The 22881-nt window shown below is 31.9% G+C and carries 19 protein-coding genes; 1 reads left to right on the top strand and 18 read right to left on the bottom strand.

The window, feature by feature from the left end; genetic code table 11:
- Positions 1–42 precede the first annotated feature (42 nt).
- From ABZP37_RS09325 to ABZP37_RS09300, 6 genes are all read right to left on the bottom strand, one after another.
- Positions 43–1404, bottom strand: a complete 1362-nt coding sequence (locus tag ABZP37_RS09325) for an alpha-L-fucosidase (RefSeq protein ID WP_366187515.1) — start codon at positions 1402–1404, stop codon at positions 43–45.
- Positions 1405–1731: 327 nt separating this feature from the next.
- Entirely contained in the window at positions 1732–3204 is a 1473-nt protein-coding gene (locus ABZP37_RS09320) for a RagB/SusD family nutrient uptake outer membrane protein (protein ID WP_366182433.1), read from the bottom strand.
- Positions 3205–3215: 11 nt separating this feature from the next.
- Positions 3216–6572: a SusC/RagA family TonB-linked outer membrane protein gene (locus tag ABZP37_RS09315; RefSeq protein ID WP_366182431.1), complete on the bottom strand. Its 3357-nt coding sequence runs from the start codon at positions 6570–6572 to the stop codon at positions 3216–3218.
- Between the two features lie 67 nt (positions 6573–6639).
- Positions 6640–7800, bottom strand: a complete 1161-nt coding sequence (locus tag ABZP37_RS09310; protein WP_366182430.1) for a FecR domain-containing protein — start codon at positions 7798–7800, stop codon at positions 6640–6642.
- Between the two features lie 172 nt (positions 7801–7972).
- Complete coding sequence (locus ABZP37_RS09305; RefSeq protein WP_366182428.1) at positions 7973–8509, bottom strand: sigma-70 family RNA polymerase sigma factor; 537 nt, start codon at positions 8507–8509, stop codon at positions 7973–7975.
- A 233-nt stretch (positions 8510–8742) separates the two neighbouring features.
- Positions 8743–9591, bottom strand: a complete 849-nt coding sequence (locus ABZP37_RS09300) for a glycoside hydrolase family 3 C-terminal domain-containing protein (protein ID WP_366187514.1) — start codon at positions 9589–9591, stop codon at positions 8743–8745.
- A 206-nt stretch (positions 9592–9797) separates the two neighbouring features.
- Between ABZP37_RS09300 and ABZP37_RS09295 the strand changes: the two genes are divergently transcribed.
- Positions 9798–10529 carry a family 16 glycoside hydrolase gene (locus ABZP37_RS09295; protein ID WP_366182426.1) on the top strand — a complete coding sequence of 244 codons (732 nt, stop codon included), beginning with the start codon at positions 9798–9800 and terminating at the stop codon, positions 10527–10529.
- Between the two features lie 591 nt (positions 10530–11120).
- Here ABZP37_RS09295 and ABZP37_RS09290 read toward each other — a convergent pair.
- From ABZP37_RS09290 to ABZP37_RS09235, 12 genes are all read right to left on the bottom strand, one after another.
- Positions 11121–12542, bottom strand: a complete 1422-nt coding sequence (locus ABZP37_RS09290) for an undecaprenyl-phosphate glucose phosphotransferase (RefSeq protein ID WP_366182425.1) — start codon at positions 12540–12542, stop codon at positions 11121–11123.
- Positions 12543–12772: 230 nt separating this feature from the next.
- Complete coding sequence (locus ABZP37_RS09285; protein WP_366182423.1) at positions 12773–13519, bottom strand: glycosyltransferase family 2 protein; 747 nt, start codon at positions 13517–13519, stop codon at positions 12773–12775.
- The gene (locus ABZP37_RS09280) at positions 13519–13959 is read right to left on the bottom strand and encodes a VanZ family protein (protein ID WP_366182421.1); all 441 of its coding nucleotides are present in this window, start codon (positions 13957–13959) and stop codon (positions 13519–13521) included. The genes ABZP37_RS09285 and ABZP37_RS09280 overlap by 1 nt, the downstream gene beginning before the upstream one ends.
- Positions 13960–14135: 176 nt before the next feature.
- The gene (locus ABZP37_RS09275; RefSeq protein ID WP_366182419.1) at positions 14136–15122 is read right to left on the bottom strand and encodes an acyltransferase family protein; all 987 of its coding nucleotides are present in this window, start codon (positions 15120–15122) and stop codon (positions 14136–14138) included.
- Between the two features lie 81 nt (positions 15123–15203).
- The gene (locus tag ABZP37_RS09270) at positions 15204–16160 is read right to left on the bottom strand and encodes a UDP-glucuronic acid decarboxylase family protein (protein WP_366182417.1); all 957 of its coding nucleotides are present in this window, start codon (positions 16158–16160) and stop codon (positions 15204–15206) included.
- 3 nt (positions 16161–16163) lie between these two features.
- Positions 16164–16985 (bottom strand): glycosyltransferase family 2 protein, encoded by an 822-nt coding sequence (locus ABZP37_RS09265; RefSeq protein WP_366182415.1) that lies wholly within the window; start codon positions 16983–16985, stop codon positions 16164–16166.
- Positions 16978–17256 carry a hypothetical protein gene (locus ABZP37_RS09260; RefSeq protein ID WP_366182413.1) on the bottom strand — a complete coding sequence of 93 codons (279 nt, stop codon included), beginning with the start codon at positions 17254–17256 and terminating at the stop codon, positions 16978–16980. Before ABZP37_RS09260 ends, ABZP37_RS09265 begins: the two co-directional genes overlap by 8 nt.
- A gap of 153 nt (positions 17257–17409) precedes the next feature.
- Entirely contained in the window at positions 17410–18252 is an 843-nt protein-coding gene (locus ABZP37_RS09255) for an aldo/keto reductase (RefSeq protein ID WP_366182412.1), read from the bottom strand.
- Between the two features lie 2 nt (positions 18253–18254).
- Positions 18255–19886, bottom strand: coding sequence for a GMC family oxidoreductase (locus tag ABZP37_RS09250; protein ID WP_366182410.1), 1632 nt, complete (start codon positions 19884–19886; stop codon positions 18255–18257).
- A gap of 12 nt (positions 19887–19898) precedes the next feature.
- Positions 19899–20468 carry a putative colanic acid biosynthesis acetyltransferase gene (locus ABZP37_RS09245; protein WP_366182408.1) on the bottom strand — a complete coding sequence of 190 codons (570 nt, stop codon included), beginning with the start codon at positions 20466–20468 and terminating at the stop codon, positions 19899–19901.
- A 58-nt stretch (positions 20469–20526) separates the two neighbouring features.
- A complete protein-coding gene (locus ABZP37_RS09240; protein ID WP_366182407.1) occupies positions 20527–21696 on the bottom strand; it encodes a glycosyltransferase in 1170 nt (389 codons plus the stop codon).
- Positions 21696–22865: a glycosyltransferase family 1 protein gene (locus ABZP37_RS09235; protein WP_366182405.1), complete on the bottom strand. Its 1170-nt coding sequence runs from the start codon at positions 22863–22865 to the stop codon at positions 21696–21698. Before ABZP37_RS09235 ends, ABZP37_RS09240 begins: the two co-directional genes overlap by 1 nt.
- Between the last annotated feature and the right edge of the window lie 16 nt (positions 22866–22881).

Below are 22881 nucleotides of genomic sequence, written 5' to 3'. Positions count from 1 at the left end.
GCCGAATAATCCTTGTAAAGCAAACTCTACCACACTTTTTTTTTAGTTTTTAAATTCAATTTTAAATGCTAATGCTGCTTGTTTGGATTTATCTTCATTGACTTTAATCTGAAGCCCCTCAGAAGTTTGCTTCCAACTGACTTTTTTTCCGCCAATCAATTCAACTGATTTTACTTTTTTCAGCTCCAATTTATTCCCCGTAGCTAATGATTTTACATTGAAGTTACCATTTTTACTCCAATCTAGCGCAATTGCATAAAGGATATCCCCTTTTGTGGTAAAGCGAATATCCTCAAAAGTAGCCTCGGCATTTTCGCCTTCAGAATGATGTCCTTTACTAACTTTTGTTGGTCCTTCACCATAAATTTTCCACGGTCTGGTGCTAAAAATAGCTTCTGAATTAGGATTCAGCCATTCTCCCATTTCCGTTAGAATCTTTTTAGCTTCAGCAGGAATTGTTCCGTCAGCCTTTGGTCCAATATTCAGTAGTAAACAACCGTTTTTACTAACAATATCTATTAACTCATCTATCAAATAGTTGGACGTTTTATATTCTTCATCTTTAATATATCCCCAAGATTTTTTTCCAATGGAGGTATCCGTCTGCCAAGGTAATTCGTAAATACCGTCCATTCTTCCACGTTCAATATCCAGTACTATTAAATCTTTAGGAAACGATTCGTTCCCCATGTTTTTATCTTGAAAAACAACTCCTTTATTCCAGTCCAGTCCTTTATTATAGTAATACGACAATATTTTTTTGTGTACCGATTCAAAACCTGGTTTATCCAAACCAAAATCAAACCACAATAAATCTGGTTGGTAATTATCAATAATGTCGGTAGTTCTATTCCACCACATATTTAAGAACTTTTTGGTTGGTAAAGAGTTTCGTTCTACCGGTTCATTGTATAAATCGTAAAACTCAGGATTATTGGTATCCCAAGTTGGATCTTCATGACTGTAATAAGCTCTATTTAAAGCATAATGTGAAGATATTCCAAATTTCATCCCTTGTGTTTTGCAAGCATCCGATAATAATTTCATTATATCTTTTTTGGGACCAGTTTGCACCACGTTCCAACGTGTATAATGAGAGTTATACATGGCGTATCCATCATGATGCTCTCCCACAGGAACTACATATTTTGCTCCTGATTGCTTAAACAATTGTATCCATTCGTCGGCGTTAAATTTTTCTGCTTTAAAAAGTGGAATTAAATCTTTGTAACCAAATTTGGAAGGGTCACCATAATTGGCACGATGAAAATCCCAAACTTCTCCCTCTCTCCAACTTTTTTGGTAAATCCCTTTTGGATATTTTTCACTGCTTACCTCTGGTACAGCATAGGGTCCCCAATGCAAAAAAACACCAAACTTGGCATCTTTAAACCAAGTTGGAATTGTATATCCGCTTCTAATGGACTCTCAATTATCCTCATATTTCTTGGTTTGTGAATAGCCTTGGAATATAAAAAACAATATTCCTATGTAGATTAATTTTTTCATTTTTTTATAATTAGATTGAGTTTCAAAAAACTACATGTGTTAAATAATACACAATTCATTATTGAATATTTACTTATACTAAAACAAATCTATTCCATTAAAAAAGGTAAAATGTGCCTGAGGGTATTTATAATGTCTCTACTGATAATTTTAGTAATAAAAAAAAGGGACTGCTCCGTAGAACAATCCCTTTCAAAACAACCAATTTTAACTAATCAATCCTTAATAATTATTTTGTTTTAAAATACCTTTTGATAACGTAACTTGGGAATAAGGTATAGGCATTACTTCATGCTTACCTTTAACAAATCCCAAAGGAACTAATATTGCATCTACTCTATTTGTTCGTAATAAATCTTGATATCTAAATCCTTCACCTGCTAATTCCACACGTCTTTCATGATAAATTGCATCTAATAAAGCTTGCCCATTAAGTGTTTCAGGCAAATCTGGCACTACTGTAAGTGGCTGGGCACCTCTAGCTCTAGTCCTCACTTTATTGACATACTTTACAGAGGTTACTGGATCTATATTATAAATCGCCTCAGCATACATTAAGTAAGCATCTGCTAATCTAATAACTCGAATATTATTGGCACTGTTGTTATTTCCGCCAATCGTAGGACTTGGATTATTGCTAAAAGGGGCCCAAGAATATTTTTTCACATACCAACCAGTTCCATAACCTCCTGAAACATTATAAAACGTAGCTAAATATCTAGGGTCATTTGGCTCAAATTCATTTCTCAAACCTTCTTTTGCCTGCATAAAGCCTCCTCCTTTTTTGCTTTTAGGACTAATTCGTTGCGTTATACCTGTTCCTAAAACACTAGTATTTGATGAAAAGTTAATTTCAAAAATAGAACCTGAATTCCACTCTCCTTCTGGTTCAAAAATAGTTTTATATTCTACTAACTCATATTGTGGTATTAAAAATAATTGTTCACCATAAGTCTTTACTTGTCCCATTTTATTTTGATACAATGAGACACGCATCATTAACCCTATAGCGGCACCTTTATCCGCATGACCTAAATAAGATAAGTCTTTTGAAAATCTGGATGGCAAATCGGCAATGGTTTTTTGTAATTCAGCCTCAATAAAAGCATAAATTTCACTTTTAGTTGAACGTGGAATATTATATTCTCCAGCAGCTAATACTTTATCTACTAATGGTACACCTCCAAAAGTATTAACTAAATCAAAGAAATAATAAGCACGCAAAAAATGAGCTTCAGCTATAATTTCTTTTTTCCTATTTGCATTAGTAAATTCTATACTTGGCACTTTTTCTAATATCAAATTAGCATACAAAATACCTTTATAGTTTACTTTCCATATTTGCTCAATTGCAATGTTTGAAGTAGGAATATCATACGTTTCTTTTTGATATAAGGGAAGATTATCAACTAATCTATTTCCTCCTTTTATAAAGTCATCTGTTCCAATATCTCCAAAAATAATATCCGTTCCCATTACACCCCAAAAATTTTCTACACCATACATCTCTCTCATTGGTGAGTAGGCCGCGTTTAAAGCCTGTTCAGCATCCAATGGTGTTTTATAAAAATTCTCTAGAACAGGTGCTCCGTACGAATCTACTTCAAGATAGTTATCTGCACAGGAAACAACTCCTGCAACTAGAATTAGGGTACAATAATTCAAATACTTTTTAATACTATTATTTAATTTCATTTTTAATATTTTTAAAAATTAATATCTAATCCTACAGAAATAGTTCTTGAAGAAGGGTATCTTCCTCTATCGATTCCAATATCTAATGGATTATTTTGAGAATCATCTACTCCTAGCTCAGGATCTAATCCGTCATACTTAGTTAATGTTAATAAATTTTGACCTGAGACATATAATCGAACTTTATCTAATGCTATTTTATCTAAAAGACTTTTTGAAAATGAATATCCTATTTGAATATTTTTTAATCTAAGATAAGAACCGTCTTTTACGAATCTACTTGATACAACTGCATTGTTATTTGAATTAGTAAAAGTCAATCTAGGTATCGTATTAGATGTTCCTTCACCTGTCCATCTCCCTAAAATTTTAGTAGTTGAATTTGATCCTAAATCAGTATCTAACCAATAACTTGTTGAATTGAAAATTTGATTCCCTTCACTACCTTGAAAAAAGGCAGAAAAGTCAAATTGTTTGTATGACATATCTAAATTGATTCCGTAGGTGAATTTAGGAAAAGGAGATCCTATATAAACTTTATCCTTATCGTCCATAATTCCATCTTCATTAACATCCTCATATTTCACATCACCCGGCTTAGCGTTTGGAAATGCTGCATAATTATTTATTTCCGATTGATTTTGAAAAAGTCCGAGCATATTATATCCATAAAAAGAAGCTAATGAATGTCCTGCTTCCGTTCTACTAATTCCATACATATTGTTACCATCTCCGGTTTGAATAATACTGCCTTCAGTAGTTAGTTTCACCACTTCATTCTTGATAAAAGATATATTCCCACCTACACTAAATGAAAAGTCATTAATTATCTTTTTATAGTTAGCCGTAAATTCTAAGCCTTTGTTGACTATTTCGCCCGCATTTACATAGGGATCTTGTGAATAACCCGAAGTTTGTAAAATGGGTGCTGCCATCAACATATCAGAAGTATTTTTGATAAAATAATCAGCAGTAAATGTTACTGAATTATTCAATAACGCTATATCAAGACCAATATTTTTAGTTATTGTTGTTTCCCATTTCAAATCGGCATTACCTGGTCTTAATGGAGCAATACCTAAATTGGTAGTTTCACCGTTTCCATATAAATAATTTGTCCCCACATTCAGAGTGTTATAAGCTGCAGAGTTGGGAATATTTTGATTTCCGGTTTCTCCCCATCCAGCTCTAAATTTAAATTGACTAATAGCCTCAACATTAAAAAACTTTTCATTGTGAAGATTCCACGCTAAAGCCATTGAAGGGAATTTTGCCCATCGGTTATTTTCTCCAAAACGTGACGATCCATCCATCCTGTAGGTACCTGTTAACAAATAACGATCATCAAAATTGTAATTAACTCTTCCAAAAAAAGATAATAGTTTTGACTTTGTAATGTCTCCATTATTTGTGGCAGATGAAGCTGAACCAGACCCTAACGTTGGACTTGTAACACTTTCTGGAATTCCACTACGTTGAGCAACCACACTATTCCAATTAATCTCTTGAACTTCTTGTCCCAATAAAGCGGTTATATTATGTTTGTCAGCTAACTTTTTATTATAATTTAAAGTATTGGTAAGAACCGTAACTCTATTTTCAATTCTACTTAAATCATATGTGCTCACTGGCGAATTGAAGTTTGATGCTACAAAATATGCTGGTTTAAAATTATCTACTTTTGTATTCGTAATTTCTAAACCATAATTTGATTTAAATACTAAACCATCTAGAATATTAACTTCTAAAAATATGTTCCCCAAAAAATTTTCTTTTACTTGAGGGCTTTGTCCATATCTTGCTAACCCTAATGGATTAACTGCTTGTGAAGAGTACGTTGCTAAAGAATAAGATCCATCTGTATTATAAAAAGGAGTAATAGGATCAAATAAATACCCTACAAAAGCAGTTTTAGAAGTTGAATTACCACCAAACGAAGGTACCGATTGCTGTTCAGCTTTTGCATATTGGATATTATGTCCTACTTTTATTTTAGAAGCTATATTGTATGTATTATTAACCCTGAAATTTGTTCTTTTATAAGATGTGTTTTCAATAATACCTTTTTGAGAAATATTCCCCACAGATACATAATAGGTAGAATTTTCACTACCTCCTGAAATTGCCACTTGGTGACTTTGGATAGAACCATTTCGATAAACAGCATCTTTCCAATTATAATTAGGCAATGATGCTGGATTGGCTAAATCCGGATCGGCAACCCTACCATCATTAATATTACCTTCGTTGTATAGAGTTGCCCACTGTTCAGAATTTAATATTTCTAAATTATCAATTCTGGTTTCAATACCAGTATAGGTAGAATAAGAAATTGTAGGCTTACCTTTGCGCCCACTATTTGTTGTGATCAGAATTACACCGTTTGCACCTCTAGAACCATAAATAGCTGTAGCAGATGCGTCCTTTAAAACCTCTACCGATTTAGCGTCCGCCATATTAATACTAGAAATATCAACAATAGGTACGCCATCTACAACATATAAAGGATCAGCATTATTAACTGTGCCGACACCTCTAATACGCACACTCGGCGTTGACCCAGGTCCCCCTGAACTTTTGGAAACTGAAACTCCAGCAGCTCTACCTTGAATAGCTTGTGCTATAGAAACATTTTGAGTTTTATTCATATCCTCTGTACTTACAGAAGATAATGAACCTGTAACATCAGATTTTCTAACTGTGCCGTATCCAATTACGATAACTTCATCCAAAGCAGCGGCATCACTTTTTAAAGATACATTGACTACTTTTTTGCCATTTATAGCAACTTCGGTTGTTTGCAGACCTAAATAGGAGAAAACTAAAATTTTGGCAGTTTCAGGAACAGCTAATACATAATTTCCATCTATATCTGTTGTGGTTCCAACTGTGGTTCCTTTTATCATAACATTTGCACCAGGTATAGGCATTCCATCAGCATCTTTTACGGTTCCTTTTATCGGAATTTGTTGTATTGCTTTACTTGTAACTTCAGTATCAATGTTATTTTTCTCTCCTTTAAGAATAATTTGCTTGTTTTTGACCTTAAAAGAAACGTTAGTATCTAAAAAAATATTTTCTAATACAGTCTTAAGGTCTACATTATCGGCTTTAACAGATATCATTCGGTCAGCCTTAATTTCTTCGTTGTTAAATAAAAATTTGTATTTGGTATCTTTTTCTATTTTTTCAAAAACGGATGTGATTTTCACATTATTGAAATCATAAGATACTTTTACACTTTGAGAATAACTTGTTGCACTTTTGGAAACGACTGTTCCCATGCAGAAAATTGCAGTTAAACTCCATGTCAACTTCAATCGAGATGAAAGAAATGAAGTGGTTCTTAAACGAGTGGTTTGTTTCATAATCCTTTTTAGTTTTTTTTGTTGGTTAGTTAATGTTTGTAATTTTTCTTCTTTTCATGATTTATATTTAGGGTTTAGTAATTGTTATGGTTTTCTCTTTAATTTTAAAAATGAAAGGTATGTTTTCAGCAAATGAGTTTAAAGCCTCTTCTATATTTTCTACATCAAAAGTTGCTGTAAATAATTCTGAATTTAATTCTTTGTAGTTGTTGTTAATTTTTACGTCATAATGACGCTCTAACTTCTTGATGATATTCACAAATTTTTGATTTTTGAATACAATTCGACCGTCAATCCAGCTGGTATAAATATCGGTATCTACTTGTCGTAAGTTGGATTTACTCGAATTGATACTCCAGCTGGCTAGGTCACCAGGATGCAGTCGTATGTTTTTATGGTGTTTGTTTATTTTATCGTTTGAATAAAGCTGTACTGCACCTTCAACCAAAACAGTGTTTACCCATAAATCTTCTGGATATGCAGATATATTAAATTTTGTACCCAAAACAGTAATATTTACTGGAACTGTACTTACAATAAAAGGGTGTTTTTTATCTTTGGTTACTTCGAAAAATCCTTCACCCTCTAAAAAAACTTTTCGAGAAGCTCCCTTTATAAAATTGATTGGAAATCGAAAGGAAGAACCTGAGTTAAGATAGACCAGCGTTCCATCTGATAATGTAATTTCAAATTTTTTCCCATAGGGAACTTTTAACGTGTTATAAACTAATTTATCCACATACTTCACGCCTCTAAAATCTAATTTACTACCACTTTTTGCGCCTAAAACATGCCCCTGCGTGTCTTTTATTCCGTAAATTATATCCGAAGAGAGTACTTGAATAGTACCGTTTTCCGATTCTAAAGTGACTTCGTTTTTCGGTACTAAGACAGTGGTCGGTTTAAATACAAAATCACTAATAAAATAGCCTACTGACAAAGCAATTATAAAAATCGCAGCGTATTTAAAAGTTCGTTTCATGAAAATCTGAATCGAATTCCTTTTGGAAACTTTTTTGTATTTTGATAATACTTGTTGCCAAGCCAATTCTGGATTAAGATCTCGAAATGGATCTTCCTCTGACTCTTGATCTTTAAGTAATTCTAATTCTCTATAGAAAACAGCATTTTCATCTGATTCCTGAATCCAATCTATAAAAAACTGCTCTTCTTGTTTAGAAAGAGGAATAGTATGCAATTTTTTGACAATCAAATCTATTATGTCCATAGTCTAATAATTATAATCATAGTTTACACTAGTTATAATAAAGACTCGAAAAAGTATAATCGGGTAGTCAAAAAAATAAAAAAAGGCAAAAAAAAGGCAGCAACCACAATAATCGTCTGAAAACCAAACACTTATCCTTATTTAGGATATTCAAATCCAATTCTATACTTGATTATTTCCTAATAAATTTCAATAATAGAAGCGTAACAAGAGAATATTCTACCATTTCTAAGCGAACTTTCTTATAGGCTGATTTTATATGATATTTAACTGTATTTACAGATATCCCTAATGTATCTGCCACTTCTTGATATTTTTCACCGTCAATAACACATCTCACAAAGACATTTTTTGCAGGCTGGGGTAGCTTTTCAATAACCTTTAATAATTTTCCTGTTTGCTGCTCTAAGGATTGGTTTTGTTCATCAATAGTTTCAAAATCATTAACTAATTCTGTTTCTGATAGGCTACTAAACTTTTGTTGGAATTTTATTTTTTTTAAACAACTATTTTTAATCGCAACAATGATATATGCTTTTAGATTTAAGATCTCCTCCTCTTTTTTTTTCAAAAGTATTTTAGCGCATACATCTTGAACTATCTCTTCTGCTTCTTCTTTGTCCTTTAAATAAGAGTAGGACAAAAAACACCAATCTTTATAGTGTACTAAAAACAAAGATTCTAGTTGTACGTGAATAGTGTTATGCAATTGTTATTTTTTTATAAAATGATAACAAATCTCTATAATTAATACCGTTCTAATGTTCTTGTCCGTTTTTAAAATGTATCTGAGAGTTATTTGGCACACCAAAAAAAGGGACTATCCCGAAGAACAATCCCTTTCAAAACAACCAAATTTTGAACTAATCTTTTAATATTTATTTTGATTTAAAATACCTTGTGATAATTCTATTCGAAAAAAGTACAAACCATAATCTAATATTACTTTACTAAACTGAAGTCCGATTGTAGTACATCATTACTATTACCACCTACAAAAACATTAAACTTTCCTGATTCTGCTACAAAATCCATATTTATGTCATGAAATCTCAAATCATCACTTGTCAATTTAAAGCTGATTACTTTTTCTTCTCCCACTTTTAGGAATACTTTTTCAAAACCTTTTAATTCTTTGACAGGACGCGTAACGCTACCAAAAAGGTCACGAACATAAAGTTGAACAACCTCAGCACCATCAAATTTTCCTGAATTTTTAAGTTTAACACTTACCTCAAGTACTTCCTTAAATTGAACTTCTTTTTTATTTAGCTTCAAATCAGAATACTTAAATTGGGTATAACTTAAGCCATATCCAAAAGGATACATTGGTTTATTTGGCACATCCAAATACTTTGTTTGCCATCTATAATCATCTTCTCTAATTGGACGTCCTGTATTTTTATAATTATAATACATCGGTGTTTGTCCGACATGAATTGGAAAAGAAGCAGGAAGTTTCCCCGAAGGATTATAATCTCCAAAAATAACATCCGCTAATGCATTTCCTCCTTGTGTACCTGGGAACCAAGCTTCAAGAATAACAGGAATGTTTTTTGAAACCCATGGCATTGTTAATGGTCTTCCATTGAATAAAACCACAATAATTGGTTTATTTAGCTTAGATAATTCTTTGGCCAACTCTACCTGAACCCCTGGGATATTAATATCTGCTCTGTTTCTGTTTTCTGCTGACATTCCAAATCCTTCTCCAATAGCCAAAATAATGACATCAGATTTTTTTGCAACTTCAATAGCTTCGCTAAATTTACTTTTATTATCACCTTCTATTTCACAACCTTTGGAGTATAATACCGACAGTTACAATGTCCTTGTCCGTTTTTAAAATGTATCCGAGAGTTGTTTTTGCTTTAACAATTGAAAAAATTAACATCTAGTAGTACCTTTATTATTTTCAGTAATTATATTTTAAACCATTGACAAACAAACTCATCTAAAGTTTAAATCAAACTCACTTAACTATAAAACCCAACTTCATGAAAAATATCCTTTTCCTTTTTTTAATAACCTTTACAAATATGCATTCTCAAACGGTAGATGTGAACAAATTAATTTCTAAAGCAAAACTCGTTTTTGAAGATAATTTTAATCGAAATGAAAAAGAGGAAACAATAGAAGATTTAGGATTAGGATGGCGAACCAATAGCAAAACTAGAGCTGGCGGACACAAACAAGCGGACTTGAGGGATGGAAAACTCTTTATCGAAATGTATAAAGAGGCCGATCATAGCACCTCTATTTTACACTCAGCACCTTTTGATGATGGGATTGTAAAAGTGAAATTCCAGATGTTGAATCCAAAAGGTTTTAAACTCAATTTTAATGACCCAAAAGCAAAAGAACTTTCTCATGCGGGACATATTTGTCAAGTGAGTATTACGCCAAATAAAATTGGGGTAACAGATCAAATAACTGGAGTTTTTGGCATGGATATTTACAATAAAAGGAAAGATGGCGTTGATAAAAAACTGATTCAAGAATTATTAAAAGATAAGTCTAAAACGTTTAAAACCAATTTAGAACTGAATCATTGGTACGAAATCACGATTGTTATACAACAAGAAACAATATCTGTATTTATTGACAACCAATTTGTAGGCGAATTGAAATCAGCAGGTTTTGACCATAAAGAAAAAGAAAATATTGCCTTATCATTAGCATCCTCCAGCTCAGAATTTGATGACCTTAGAATTTGGTCATTGGATTAATTATACCTTTAAATAAAAAAAGTTTATTGACTTCGAAATTTCCGAAGACAATAAACTTTTTAGTCTTAAATCCTTATTCAATAAACACGATGTAATATCGAACTTAATATTTCAAAATTAATGATAACCTTTTTGGTTTAATATAAAAGCAGTGGGGATTTTTAATTTTATACAGGTCGACTTATAGCAAAAACCAGTTCAATATAGTCCAATTTAATTTTTGTCACATTGAGGAGTAATTTTTATTCTAAAAAAAGCAATATAAAATGACGTTATTTGAATGTTAGTACTTCTAATTCCCCTCTTGAGAGGGGCTAGGGGTGTGTTTTTTTTAAGTATATATAAATCACGTATTTAAACCAAAACATCATAGGTAGCGCTGTCGAGATGTAATAGTAGTTCTCGACTGCACTCAAACTGATATTTTGAACATTACTGGTATTATTTTAGTACAAAACAATTCGTCAAATAAAAAAAGTCAAGTCAAGGTTTTAAAAATAATATAAAGTACCTTAATAAAAAATTATAATTACAAAATAATAGCGTTCCAAAAAAACACCAAACAAATTAACACATCAAATATAAATAGTATTAATAAGCGTTTTTCTCTCCCTTAAAGACATTATATAAAGTACTGAAAATAATTTTAATATCCAGTAAAAAACTCCAGTTCTCAATGTACCAAATATCATATTCTACTCGGTTTTCCATATCAATAAGTTCCTTTGTTTCACCTCTTAATCCGTTTACTTGAGCCCAGCCCGTTATTCCGGGTTTAGCATAGTGTCGTACTAGATAGTTATTAATCAATTCACAATATTGTTCCGTATGTTTCAACATATGAGGTCTTGGTCCCACAACTGACATATTACCAATCAAAACATTAAAAAATTGAGGTAATTCATCAAGGTTAGTCTTGCGCATAAAACTGCCCATTTTGGTAACCCTACTATCCTCAATAGTAGCTTGCTTAGAGGTGTCAAAATTTTTATCTGCTCTCATAGTTCTAAATTTCACGCACCAAAAACCCATATTATCTCTACCCGATCGTTCCTGTTTAAAGAAAATGGGACCTGGTGAATCTAATTTTATTAAAATAAATAAAATCGGAAATAGCCATGGAAAAATAAGTACAATAACAAACAAAGAAAAGAATATATCGAAAGTTTTTTTCAACAATCGGTTGACTGTAGCTTCCAGAGGTTCTTTGCGTAACATCAAGACAGGTATATTTTCGTAGAAAGTAATCTCTACTTTGCGTGCACGAGTGTATTGTAGAAAATCAGGAATAAATTTAATGCGAATCATATTTCGTTCACATAGTGCTGTCATTTTTTTGATTATTTCTATATTTTCAATATGTAGTGCAATATACATTTCATCTACTTTTTCCTTAAGAACATAGTTTTCAATCGCATCAAAGCCTCCCAATAGAGGTCCAGAAATCAGAGCAAAAGGATCAACAACATCATCAAAAAATCCTAATATACGGTACCCATAAGTAAGGTCTTTAGCTAAAACCTTACGGATATTCTCCCCTTTATCATTAGCCCCAATTATTACTACCGTCCTAAAATTATAGCCCCTGTACCTGATGTACCTCAACATTTTCATAAAGCCCAAACGAGAAAACAAAAGTAAAATGAAGAAAATTAAATAAAAATACAGAAGTCGCATGGGAGAAATATCATGATATTTCAATACAGTAATAAAAATAGCAATTAAAGCTAGATGTATCGTTAATTGTTTGATCATTCGAAAAAGTATCGATTCTATTCGCTCAATTCTAATAATTCGATAGGCATCTTTGTTTAATAAAATACCAATCCAAAATAAATTAGACAACAATGAAATCGTTTGAACTTCCTTCAAATCTGTTTGTACTAATGAACCATATTGCAACATAAAAGAAAAACAAATAGATACATTCAATAATAGAATATCCCAAATAAGAAAAATTAATTTAAAATAACGGGAAATATGAAAGGGGACTAGTTTATGTAAAATTGACATATGATTTCGTTGATTTAATCAGTTGGTGTAATTAATTATCGTCAGCTTAAGTAATTTTCTGTAGAAATTTATATTGAAAAACAATTCTCGACACTTTTTGTGTTCCTTTTTTTGAATACAACACAACCAATGACGTTGTATTTTATTTTTTATAATGTATCGAACTATTTTTTATAATTCACCCCCACAGGTTCTATTATTCTAATTTATTTATTGGTAAAAAGGAAACTTTATTTTTTTAAATATTGCTGTAAAGCTTGTACTTTCTTTTGGAAAACAACTTTTAGCGCGCTTATATTGTGATATTTATAAATCGTATAATCTTCTTTCAGAACAGCAATAGCCCTTTTATAATCTGTACTTAGGCCACCCATCTTCATTTTAACGACATAGCTATTTAGATAATACATTTTAATTTTATGTTTGTATAAATAGCGTAATAAAAACTCAGTATCTGAAGCTATTTTAAAATCTAAATTATAAACTCCATATTTTTCAATACAAGCTTTTCTAAGATAAACCGTAGGGTGCAATGGCAACCAACCTTTCAAAATATTATTAAAATTGTATTCCCCACCAATTCTATTTCTCACTAAACGTTCCTCTACGTCATTCGTAACATAGATTCCATCACCGTAAACACCATCTATGCCGCATTGTTTTTGAAATGTAGCGGCAATATTAGACACAACTTTCGTATCATAAAAAGTATCATCGGAATGCATTAAACCTATAACATCCCCTGTTGCCAACTGAAGACCTTTGTTAATTGCATCATACATGCCTTTATCTGGCTCTGATATATAAACCGCGATTTCATCCGTATATTTTTGGATAATAGCCTGAGTACCATCCTTAGAATTCCCATCTATAACAATATACTCTATATTAGGATAATCTTGATTAATCACGCTTAAAATAGATGCTTCAATAGTAGCAACACGATTGTAACAGATGGTAATAATTGATACTTTCATTAAGACTTAAGTCGTTTAAAATTAAAAAAATTGAAGGCTAATAAGCCTAAAAGACCACCTACTGTATTCAGCAATAAATCATCAATATCAAAAACTCCGATATTAAAAATGAACTGAAGGCTTTCTATCGAAAAACTACATAAAAACAATGTTAAGATATGAAAACGATTGGAATATTGTTTAGTCACTAACCATTCTACAGCAAAAACAAAAGGAATAAACATAACAATATTCCCTAAAAAATCAGAATAAAACACATACTTATCAGCTTCACTTCGGATACTACTTGTCTGAATGAAATTAATTTTATCCTGAAAAGGAAATAAATTAATTTCATTCCTAAAATCTACAAGTTGCTGTCTTCTTCTTGCAAAAAAAACTACATATATTACTATCGAGAAATAAAAAAACGATAAGACGCGTAGGCTTATTTTTTTCAAACATTTATTAATCATGGTGAATTCAATTCAATTGACAAATTTAAAAAGGGGTTCTATCGTCCTAAATAACCGATACAGATTATTGCTTTTTTTAACTAATGATTTACGCAATTTTTCAAATTATTTATCATACTGGAAGTATTATTTTTCTAAAATAATCAGGATTCTTTCTTAAATTATTTTTCTCCCAATAAAAAAATACGCAATAAAGAATATTTTCTAATCAATAATAATAGAATTATTGAAATACCAAAAATGAATACTGTTAAAAGTAATTTCTCGAAAAAACCATAATTTAAAATAATTTGTGCTTTATCAATTATAAATTCAAATCCTTCCAAAATCAAAATATGAGCAAGATAAACGCCATACGTAGCCGAGGTTAATACTAAAGGTAAGCGAATACTATCATATAATCCAATACCCATTAATAACAAACCAAATGCTAACAAAGGACTTAATGCTGAATAATCTGAAATAGTTAGATCTATTTTATTTTCAATCAAAGCTACAATAACTGCTATAATTGTTGCCCCAATACAAACAGTTTTAATATTTATTCTATTTGATAAAAATAAGGTACTTAAAAAAGCAAACGAAATATACGACGGAATCCCTATCAATACAAACCCAATGGAATTACCAAAACAATTATTAACTATACTAATTTTTAAAAATAGCGCTGTAGATATTAATAAAGTTATTCCATAAAATTTATTTTTAACATTACCTTTAAATAATAGGTACAAAGACAGTATGATAGCCTGCATACTTAGTAGATAGGGTATAAAATAAAGTTGAACTGCACTTTCTCCATAAAAAAAAGCTCGCCAAAAAACTATCCCCGATTCAGCACCTATTAATTGAGCTTTAATTACCCGTAATAAAACATAAATCACAGTCCAGATTAGGTAAGGCAAAACTATTCTATAAAAAGTTTTGTGGAAAGTCTTTTTTACGACATTATCCCCTACTGATTTTAGTCCAATAATAAAATAAAGAAGAGAAACAATATAGAAAAAAGGAACTGACAAAGGGGTGAAAAAATTACCTATAAGTGCTGCATTTGATGTATCATTTTTAATATGTATAGCAACAACTCCAAAAATAGCTAAAACACGAAAAGCATCAATTGTATGATTTCTCTCTTTTAATTTTATCATAATTTTATTATTTTTATTTCTATCAAAATCTATGATTTTGATAGAAATAAAACATTACTTTTTGATTGTTTTTGGGAACGTTTATCTACTTACCTCTTCTTGTTTTAAGAGGTTTTCAAAATAGGCTATCGTTTTAATCAATCCTTCATTTAGCTCCACTTTAGGTTGCCACCCTCCTAGTTTTTCTTTCGCTAAACTAATATCCGGTTGTCTTTGTTTGGGATCGTCTTGTGGTAAGGCCAAATGTATAATTTTAGATTGAGAACCTGTTAATGCAATAACAGCTTCTGCCAATTCTAACATCGTAAATTCGTTAGGATTCCCCAAATTGACAGGACCTAAGAATGCATCATCTGAATTCATCATTCGAATCATACCTTCCACTAAATCATCCACATATTGAAAAGAACGCGTTTGCATACCGTCACCAAAGATCGTGATATCTTCCCCTTTTAATGCTTGAACGATAAAATTAGAAACTACACGACCATCAGCGGGATTCATATTAGGCCCGTAAGTATTAAAAATTCGAATAATTTTTATAGCTACATTATTTTGATTGTGATAGTCCATGAACAAGGTTTCGGCACAACGCTTGCCTTCATCATAACAGGAACGGATCCCAATAGGATTAACATGTCCCCAATAACTTTCAGGTTGCGGATGCACCTGTGGATCACCATACACTTCACTGGTACTGGCCTGTAAAATTTTTGCTTTTACCCTTTTTGCCAACCCCAACGTATTAATAGCCCCCATTACAGAAGTCTTTATAGTCTTAATCGGATTGTATTGGTAATGAACTGGAGAAGCTGGACAAGCTAAATTATAAATCTCATCTACTTCAGCATAATAAGGTTCCGTGATGTCATGACGGACCAATTCAAAACGAGGATTACCCAATAATTTTAATATGTTTTTCTTATCGCCTGTAAAGTAATTATCCAAACATATTACATCATTCCCTTCCTCTAATAAACGGGCACACAAATGAGATCCAACAAATCCTGCACCACCTGTAACTAATATTTTTTTCATTGTTTATTGTTTATTTTTTAATTCTATAATTTTTGTTTGAATTTGGAAAAAGTAATTAGCCTTATACTTTGCCAAATAAAAGCCTTCTTTTCCGTCTAAAAAACCGAATTTAAGCAGGTAAGCACCAAAAAAATAGACCCAGGGTAGCAAACCAGTATTCATCAAAAAATACTTGATTTTTTGATTTCGACTCAACTGAATATTTTTACCTTCTTTCAGTTGAAGGTAACGATGCGCTTCCCAACTAGAATAAGCATTATGCTTACTAATATAGTGCTCGAGTGTTTTAAAATCTTTGTGGACTACTTTTTCTTTTATAACACCTATATTCCCTTCGATGATTGGGTGTTCATGTACTTCCATATCTAAATGGCTCCAAAGATCTTCCTCTATTTTTTCATAAGCTCCTTTGGATTTTTTAAATAGTGCCGATTTATTGAAACCATAGCCATAGCGAAGTTTTTTCCCCATAAAATAGTTTTCAAAATGAATTGTAAAACCATTATAGTTAGGATCTTTTGTTTTTTCTTCAATTTCGGATACAAAAGCTTCTGTTACAAACTCATCGGCATCCAAAAATAAAACCCAATCATTTTTTATATGTACATTTTGAAGTGCCCAATTACGCTTTTTTGGAAACTTTCCATCCCAATCAAATTGTATAACTTCCGCACCAAACCCTTTTGCAATGGATACGGTATCATCTGTACTTCCTGAATCTACAATAATTAATTGATCGAAACGCTCTAATTTTATCAGACAATTAGGCAAATTAAGTGATTCATTTTTTACCGAAACTATAGCGGTTATGGGTATCTTATTCAATTTTTCTATCTTTTATAAATTTTGCTGGATTGCCTCCTACTATAGTCCAAGCTGCTACATCCTTAAAAACAGCAGACCTTTCAACTATTATTGCCCCTTCTCCTAAGGTTATGTTTGTCATGATAAATGCTTCAGCTGAACACAAAAAAAAATACTTAATCACAAAATTTCCTGAAATAAAGAAAATATCCGTTGAATTTGATTCATTAGAGTTACTATAGAAGTAAATTCTCTGTGACTCAATCACTTTTGCTTCTGTTTTTGTTTTCAAAATACATACCTTAACTTCGTATTCTATTTATTTTATCCCGTCTAATAATAAACCAAAACAATTTAATTAGTAAATCTGTCCGCAATTCGATTAGAGCATTCATTATGCTTTTTCATTTTAAACAAAGATTATATTTAGCATTATTATTTATAATTAAGAGAATAACTTTACATTAGACGCAAGGTGTTTTTCATTAAACATAGAACAAAGTATTACACTTTCAGGAAAATCCTCATTTAATTTCAACAACTTTTCTTCCGGTAAAAGTGTATTCTCAACTCCATTTATAGGTGAAAAAAAAATATTTGCCTTATTAGAACGGTCTTTTTTAACATCTTCGTAGTTTAGTATTCCTGGGGAATTATTAAACTGAAGAATATCAAAACTCTCTAAATAATTAGTATGTAGTTCTTTTTGATTTTGCATAAATGCCATACCAAAAGCTCTTATTTTCCCCTCTTTTTTAAGCTCTTCAGCTAACTCAAAAAGTGCAGCAACATCCTGTATTTCATATAATGGTTCATGTACAAAAAAATAATCTAGATAATCAGTTTTTAGCGCTTTTAAACTTTCTTCTAAACTTTTTTTCATTTCAAACGGATTAATTTCAATTCTAGAATGAAACCTATTTCCTAATGATGCAACATTGTTATTTTGTATAGTCAAAGGTTTAGCAGCCGATTTCCCATTCAGGTTCTTTGCAAAACGTATAATAGGTTTTAAAGGAGCTAATAATTTAGCTTTATTATTTGCTTTAATACCAAATTTACTTGCAATAATAATGTCTTTCCTATATGGCCTAAGAATTTTACCGACAAAAGCTTCTGCTTCTCCATATCCGTAAGAGCGAGCTATGTCAAAATGCGTTACGCCAAAATCTATAGCAGCACTTAATGCTCTAGCAGATTTATTATTACCCTCTGAACCTTTTATTGGTGCGCAACCAAAACCTAAAACTGAAGATTTTATTCCAGGCACAAGCTCTATTTGTTTCATTATTATTTTTTATAAGTTAGTTCATGAGCAAGCCTTACTGCAAATGCCCCAAGAAAAAAAGTAGGATTTGCTTGTCCTGAAGTTGGAAAAACAGAGCTACTACAAACATATATATTTGCTGTACCAAATATTTTAAGATTGCGGTCTACTACTCCTTTTTCTGCAGAGTTTGCAATTCGGGTAGTGCCAGACTGATGAATTCCATCACGCGACATTTTTTTTATTTCATTAAATAAATCTGCTTCAGGGAACCAATATTCTAATTTACCACAACCACTTTTTTGCAGGGATTGATCTAACTCTTTATGAAGAGCTATAACCGAATTTATATCGTCATCCGTAAGTGTATAATTTATTAACAATTTATCTCCATCCTCAGATAGTGTAATTGTATTTCCTTCATAAGGAATTTGTTCAGAATGAAAGTGTAACGCATATTTATTTTCAGGGCTATAAAGAAAGACGCCAGGTAGTTTGCGTTTTAACATAAACCGTTTAAAAAAAATAATAGCGGGTTTAGATATTGAAAAAGGAAATCCTTTTATGATGTTCAATAAATGCTTATCTAAGTTTTCTACTTTCCCTTTTGTTATTGAATCAGCAATTGCTGGTGGTGCCAACTTTTTCCCTAAAAAAGGTGTAATCATTGCCATATACATAAACGACATAGCCCCACTACCATGTTTTGGATCATAATATAATGGATTATCAAGCCATATTGCTGTATTTAAGAGATTATTTTCAATAAGGTAATCTGCTTTAAACTGAAAGCGTCTTCTCAAATAAATCCCATCATCATCTCTCAAAAAAGCATAATCAGTCTTTTTAGGATTTCCATAAAACTGCACCGAAGCAATTTTCCCACTAAGATGACCTTGGTAATATTTGCCTAGTGAATGTGGAACATCATTAAGATTTTTAAATAGTTGCAGGTTACGTAATAATAGCCTCGTGCTTTCTTGTGCGCCAGCAGCTATAACAAAATCCCTAGCTTCTATTTGTTTTACTTTATTATCCCAATCAACTAGCTCAAGAAGCGATACTTTTCCATCGGCAATGGGTTTTTCAAAAGATCTTGCTTCATAGCCCTCAATTAAGGTAATATTTTTATTAGCAAATATTTCTTTTCTATAGCGTATACCAAAACGTGTAGGCATACTCCATCTTTCTACGACAGAGTCCGATATATTTTCAGAATCAAAATCATCTGCAATACGTGTTTTTTCAAATTTATCTATTTGATTTAGATTAAATTTAGCCTCACCACATTCGAAATACGCAGCAGTTTGCGATAAATATTTTTTTACCTCTTCAAACAAGTCTAAATCCCATGTGCAACCATTGTTAATTATTGGTCGATCAATAAAATCAACTTCATCATACATTACGCAACGTCCTCCCCAAGTTTCGCTAGACCCTCCAAACTTCTTGTTGGTACATTCATATACTGGATGATGGTTCGTAAGATTGGAGATTATGATACTGTCATCCAATGGGTTTTTTACTGTATCTGACTTACCATATTCTACGAGTAATATAGTCTTCTCAGGATTAAGTTTACTGTATTCAAGAGCTGTAATAATACCAGCGGGACCACTACCTATTATACATAGGTCAAATATTCTATTGTCCATTTTCAATTTTGCTTAAATATCATTCAAAAAATTGTTTCTCTTTTTTATTCGTTTTGCAGGATTACCTCCATAAACACTCCATGATTCAAGGTCTTTTGATGTTATTGCTGCTGCTGCCAATACGCTCCCTTCATTACATATAACACCTGGCAACACTATAGCTCTTGCACATATCCAGGAATATGGTGCTATGATAATTTTTTTACTCAAATATGTAAAATGTTTTGAATTATAGTCGTGTGTGGCTCCGCAAATGTAGGCATCTTGTGAAATAATTGAATGGTGGCCTAAGAACACTCCTCCTGGATTATAAATCTCAACCCCTGGGCCAATCGTTGCAACATCTTCTGTTTCTAAAAGCCAAGGAGCCCAAATTTTACAATTAGGATATATAAAATTATTCTTTCCTAAATTAGCTCCAAAAGCGCTAATAATAAAACATCTCCATTTATGTAATGGAGCTGGTGAGTAACGACAGAGAATAAACCATGTAATTTGCCATAAAAAACGTCTTATTTTACTTGAAGTCGAGAAAACAGGTCTCTTATAAGCATCTTTATCATTTAAATTATGTCCTAACATAAAAATTAATTTTTATTAAAAAAGTTGAAATTATATTATATTAATGAACTTATAAGCATTACAACTCTTTTATAACTTTAGTAAAAACGGCTGCGCATACTTCAATACTGAATTTTTGTTCAAAGGTATCATAAGCCTGAGCATCTTTTAGTTCTAATTCTAATATATCCAATTTTGCTATTTTAACCAACTGCGCTTCAATTGCTTTAACGGTCAGATTATCTAGCACCCACCCTCCATTACCTGCTTCAATTTCTCTCCAAATATTAATGTTTTTAGAAATAAGTACTGATTTACGACAAGCCATAGCTTCTACAATCGAAATACCAAAATTCTCTTGATGACTCGGTAACAAATAAGTATCACAGCCATAAAAAGCCCCCCATTTTGCTTCCCCATTTAACATCCCCGTAAAATGAATTTTAGGGTTATTCTTTGCTAGCGTCATCATTTGTTGAGCATACACAGAATCTGTAGGACCTGCAATAACAAGTTCAGGTAAAATTGGATGCTCTAGGCATAGTTGACTATAAGCTTCAATCAACAAATCTATTCCTTTTTTAGGATGAATCCTACTCAAAAATAACCAGTAATTATTTTTTAAAGATGGGAGTACTTCATGAAAAACTGTTTGCATTCTAACAGTTCGAATAGGTGGATGCGGAATACCAAACCCCACATTAATTTCCTTTTTAGGATCATAACCTTTAAAAGTAGTTTGAGCTAATAACAGTTCTTCTTCACAAGTGAAAAACAAGGCGTCCGCCGCATTAACAGCTTTTTGTTCTGTCGCTTTCCATACTAACTCATTGCGTAATGCTTTCCATTTACGATCCGTTGCCTTTTGAAAATAAGGATCTAACATCCCGTGGGGCATAATCACAACTTTTGGCACTAACTTATTTTGTGTTTTTAATCGGCTAATGGCTCTATATACTGCATAATTAGGGTATTGCCAAATTCCATGAACTATTACAGCACCGTAGGTAAGTAAATTATTTTCTAACCACTTTACTAATAAGGACTGATATTGATAAGACGTTTTACCTCTCCCTATTTTATATATTTTAAAATCATCTGTAGCTCCATAATCTAGATCAGAGTTGTCCAAACAGACTACTTCATTTTCGACGTCATTTTTTTGAAGACTTGGAATAATATTCCGAATCGCCTGGGAAGTCCCTCCAGAATTGGGATGCATAGAAGAAATAACATGAAGAATTTTCATTAAAATTTATTTTCAGTAATTTTTTTATAAATAGATTCTATTTGATCCAATGCTTTTTCAGTTTCAAAACGTTTGGAATTTTCAATACCAAAATCAATACATTGTTGTCGTTCTTTGTTATTTAGTCTAATAACATTGTTCAAAATTAATGCAGATCGCTTTGCCCATTCTTCAACTTCTTTTGTATCTAATGGTCTTTTATCTATATAATAAGCCGCTTGCCCTCCTACTTCGGTCATTGGAGCTTCATTAGTCGTGATTACAGGACAACCTGAAGCCATAGCTTCCGCTATAGGCCAACCAAAACCTTCCGCTAAAGAAGGGAATAATAATACTGTAGCTCCTTGATATCCTTGTTTTAATAAGTCGTCATTTATCGAAGTTAAGAAGTGAATGTCTGATGCGAAAAGAGATTCCTCTCTTAATTGTTCTAACTCCATTGTGGGATGTGAACCAACCAATAATAATGGTAAATTAATTTCAGTAGATTTGCGCCAAGCGGTATAAATTTCAATTACCCCTTTTCTATTTTTATAAAATTGATTGCCACCTACATGCAAAATATAGCCTAAAGAGAGATTAATTTTCAAATCATTAGTCAATTGCGCTCTAATCAATTCTGGATTTGATTGCTCAAATTTTTGATTCAAACCATTGTAAACTACTTTAGAAAGAGCAGGGACTGTCCCCATAAAATCATGAAGATCGGTCTGTGTTTGTTTAGAAATAGAAATAAAATTTTTTCCTTTCTTATATCCCTTTCTAATGAATTCTTGATATTTAATCCCAGACCAGCCTACTCTATTTTCGGGAATAATACCTTTGGCTGATTGTTGTGCCAAAAAATCATGACAATGAATCACATGCAATCGATTGGCCGCTAATGGTACCCAAGGACCTAAAGCTTGATCAGAAAAAACAAAAAGTGTATTTTGAGGTAGATTCTTTAGTCTTCGATTAATTTGAAACGGAAATACAATGAACTGATCAATATAGCCCAACCACTTTTTAAAAAGAACAGGAACAGGCAACCTAAAAAAAAATGGTGAAGCAGTCCAAAGGCCTACAGCATGTCCTCTTTCCAACATTCCCTGTTCCAGCATAGTAGCATATCGAGGCATACTTTGCGACCCAAGGAATAAAGGATGTGTAAAAATGATGATCTTCATAATCCTATTTTATTTT

This window comes from Flavobacterium ovatum, from assembly GCF_040703125.1.
Taxonomy (GTDB): Bacteria; Bacteroidota; Bacteroidia; order Flavobacteriales; family Flavobacteriaceae; genus Flavobacterium; species Flavobacterium ovatum.
Note: the sequence above shows the minus strand (reverse complement) of the source record. Positions and strands in the feature narration are given on the sequence as shown.

What these genes read in the sequence shown, in the direction of transcription:
- ABZP37_RS09320 (WP_366182433.1), bottom strand. Translation starts at nt 3,204, where the DNA reads ATGAAATTAAATAATAGTATTAAAAAGTATTTGAATTATTGTACCCTA.
- ABZP37_RS09295 (WP_366182426.1), top strand. Translation starts at nt 9,798, where the DNA reads ATGAAAAATATCCTTTTCCTTTTTTTAATAACCTTTACAAATATGCAT.
- ABZP37_RS09255 (WP_366182412.1), bottom strand. Translation starts at nt 18,252, where the DNA reads ATGAAACAAATAGAGCTTGTGCCTGGAATAAAATCTTCAGTTTTAGGT.
- ABZP37_RS09285 (WP_366182423.1), bottom strand. Translation starts at nt 13,519, where the DNA reads ATGAAAGTATCAATTATTACCATCTGTTACAATCGTGTTGCTACTATT.
- ABZP37_RS09275 (WP_366182419.1), bottom strand. Translation starts at nt 15,122, where the DNA reads ATGATAAAATTAAAAGAGAGAAATCATACAATTGATGCTTTTCGTGTT.
- ABZP37_RS09240 (WP_366182407.1), bottom strand. Translation starts at nt 21,696, where the DNA reads ATGAAAATTCTTCATGTTATTTCTTCTATGCATCCCAATTCTGGAGGG.
- ABZP37_RS09290 (WP_366182425.1), bottom strand. Translation starts at nt 12,542, where the DNA reads ATGTCAATTTTACATAAACTAGTCCCCTTTCATATTTCCCGTTATTTT.
- ABZP37_RS09315 (WP_366182431.1), bottom strand. Translation starts at nt 6,572, where the DNA reads ATGAAACAAACCACTCGTTTAAGAACCACTTCATTTCTTTCATCTCGA.
- ABZP37_RS09235 (WP_366182405.1), bottom strand. Translation starts at nt 22,865, where the DNA reads ATGAAGATCATCATTTTTACACATCCTTTATTCCTTGGGTCGCAAAGT.
- ABZP37_RS09310 (WP_366182430.1), bottom strand. Translation starts at nt 7,800, where the DNA reads ATGGACATAATAGATTTGATTGTCAAAAAATTGCATACTATTCCTCTT.
- ABZP37_RS09250 (WP_366182410.1), bottom strand. Translation starts at nt 19,886, where the DNA reads ATGGACAATAGAATATTTGACCTATGTATAATAGGTAGTGGTCCCGCT.
- ABZP37_RS09245 (WP_366182408.1), bottom strand. Translation starts at nt 20,468, where the DNA reads ATGTTAGGACATAATTTAAATGATAAAGATGCTTATAAGAGACCTGTT.
- ABZP37_RS09270 (WP_366182417.1), bottom strand. Translation starts at nt 16,160, where the DNA reads ATGAAAAAAATATTAGTTACAGGTGGTGCAGGATTTGTTGGATCTCAT.